This window comes from Arthrobacter sp. SPT-J7, from assembly GCF_059089965.1.
Map to the genome: position 1 here is coordinate 1 of NZ_JBNHFF010000378.1, position 1,981 is coordinate 1,981.

3 protein-coding genes are annotated in these 1,981 nt (G+C 65.8%); 1 reads left to right on the forward strand and 2 read right to left on the reverse strand.

Annotated elements, in window-relative coordinates:
- A partial coding sequence (locus AC5RWX_RS32800; protein ID WP_494100345.1) for an NADP-dependent isocitrate dehydrogenase occupies positions 1-178 on the forward strand: 178 nt, incomplete at its 5' end.
- A gap of 155 nt (positions 179-333) precedes the next feature.
- Here the strand turns inward: AC5RWX_RS32800 and AC5RWX_RS32805 are convergent.
- Both AC5RWX_RS32805 and AC5RWX_RS32810 read right to left on the reverse strand, forming a co-directional pair.
- Positions 334-867, reverse strand: coding sequence for an FIMAH domain-containing protein (locus AC5RWX_RS32805; protein WP_494100343.1), 534 nt, complete (start codon positions 865-867; stop codon positions 334-336).
- A partial coding sequence (locus tag AC5RWX_RS32810; RefSeq protein WP_494100344.1) for a serine/threonine-protein kinase occupies positions 864-1,981 on the reverse strand: 1,118 nt, incomplete at its 5' end. The genes AC5RWX_RS32805 and AC5RWX_RS32810, both read right to left, overlap by 4 nt.

A 1,981-nucleotide genomic window follows, 5' to 3' on the forward strand; every position in this document is an offset into this window, starting at 1 on the left:
GTTCAGTTCCATCGCCGGGGAGCTCTCCTCCAAGGAGGAGACGATCGTGGGCGAACTGGCCGAGGTCCAGGGCTCGCCGGTGGACATCGGAGGTTACTACCACCCCGACGACGCCAAGGCTTCCGCCGTGATGCGCCCGTCCGCCACGCTGAACAAGGTCCTCGCAACCCTGACCTAGGGGAGGGCTGCGGCAGCAGCTGTACAGGCAACGTGAAGGAGGCGGCGCCCCGGGTTCATCCCGGCGCGTCGCCTCCTTGCTGTTGGGGCTGGAACGTTGGGGTCGCTCGTCGCTCGTGGCTCAAGCGACGCCGTCCTGCGTGCAAGCCTCAGCGTTCAGTCTTTGCCTTTGCCCTTACCCTCGTTGTCCTTCTTGTCGTCATCATTTCCCGTTTCCGGTGCGGGGGCCGGAGCGGGAAGGGGAGCCGGTTCCGGAGCCGGCTCTGGAGCCGGTGCCGGCGTCCCGGTGGAAGGTGCCGGCGTCTCGGCCGCCGCCTGCTCCGTTGCGGTTTTCGCGTCCTCTGCCGCTTTCGCGGCCGCCGCAAGGGCTTGTTCAAGGTCGGCGCGGACGGCCGCTGCGATGGTGGTGACGGTCTGCCGACGCTCCTCGGAAATCTGGCCCTTGTCCCGTGCCGCAGCCAGTTCCGCCTCAAGGCCTTCGAGGGCCTTCATGGCTGTGGCGGGATCATTTCTTGAGGAAGCCTCGCTCACTTCCAGGACCCGTGCCTGGAGCTGACGTGCGGCGGCGGGCTGCAGGCCTGTGTCGCTGGGAGCACAGCCAGCCAGCAGCCCGGCTGCAACCACCGCCACCGCCCAAGGCACAGGTCGCTTGTGCCTGCCATCGGGATTATGCCCCAGGTTCAGGGTCACGGCTCTACGCTCTTTTGGAGTTCCTCGAGGTGGTCACCAAGGACCCCAGTCACCGTGGGGTAGGGCACAACGTCGGGTGTGGACTGGGTGGACAGGCTTGCCAGCACTGCCGCTACGGTGGCCGCTATCAGTACCACCGAAAGCAGCACCCCAAGCCACCAGCGCCTGCGCCCGGTCCCTGTAAAATGCTCCCTTTTCGGCTGTTTACCCTTTGTCCCCTGCTCAGGGGACGCCAATGAGGCCTGGCCCACTGGTCCTGCCGCCTCACGCAGTTCATCCACCGATTCCTCGGCAGTGATGGAAGGCGGGTGGAACGGCATCGCCGGCAGGACCCTTGTGGTCTCCGGAGCAAGCGCTCCCGGAGTTGAGGCCGGCGAAACCAATGCCTGCCTGAGGACGGTTTCGATATCCGCGGCGGCGGGCCGCTCCAGCGGTTCGATGGCTGTCATGGAGCGAATGAGGTCCGCCCATTCGGACGGCAGGTCCTCGGGAATTTCCGGCGCACGGTGGAGGCGCGCCACGGCAGATTCAACAGCGCCGCCCGGATATTCAATCGTGCCCTTGATGCATTCGAGCAACACAAGGCCGAGGGAGTAGATATCCGACGCAGGGGAGAGGGGCTGACCCAGGGCCTGCTCAGGGCTGAGGTAAGCGGCAGTGCCAACCATCGTTCCCGTTGCGGTCAGCCGGGTGGAGTCCGCGATGCGGGCAATGCCGAAGTCTGTGAGCTTCGGGCGCAGTGGCTCCCCGGGGCGGATCTGTACCAGCAGGATATTGGCGGGCTTGATGTCGCGGTGGATGATCCCGAGGCCGTGGACATACGCCAGGGCATCAGCGATGCCGGCACCGATGACTGCCAGTTCCTCCAGCGGGACACGGCTGTGCCGGATCCTGGTGCGCAGGTCCTGGCCGTCCACGAGTTCCATGGTGAGGAAGGGCCTCGGCTCATCGGGGACCCGGGTGTCGATCCCGGCGTCGAACAGCGTCACCAATCCCGGATGGTTCAGGGTGGCCAGAAGCTGGATTTCTGCTTCCTGCCGCTTCAATTCGTCGGCGTCCGGTGCCTGCGGGGCAAAGAGCTTCAGGGCAACATCGCGACCCAGATTTTCGTCCC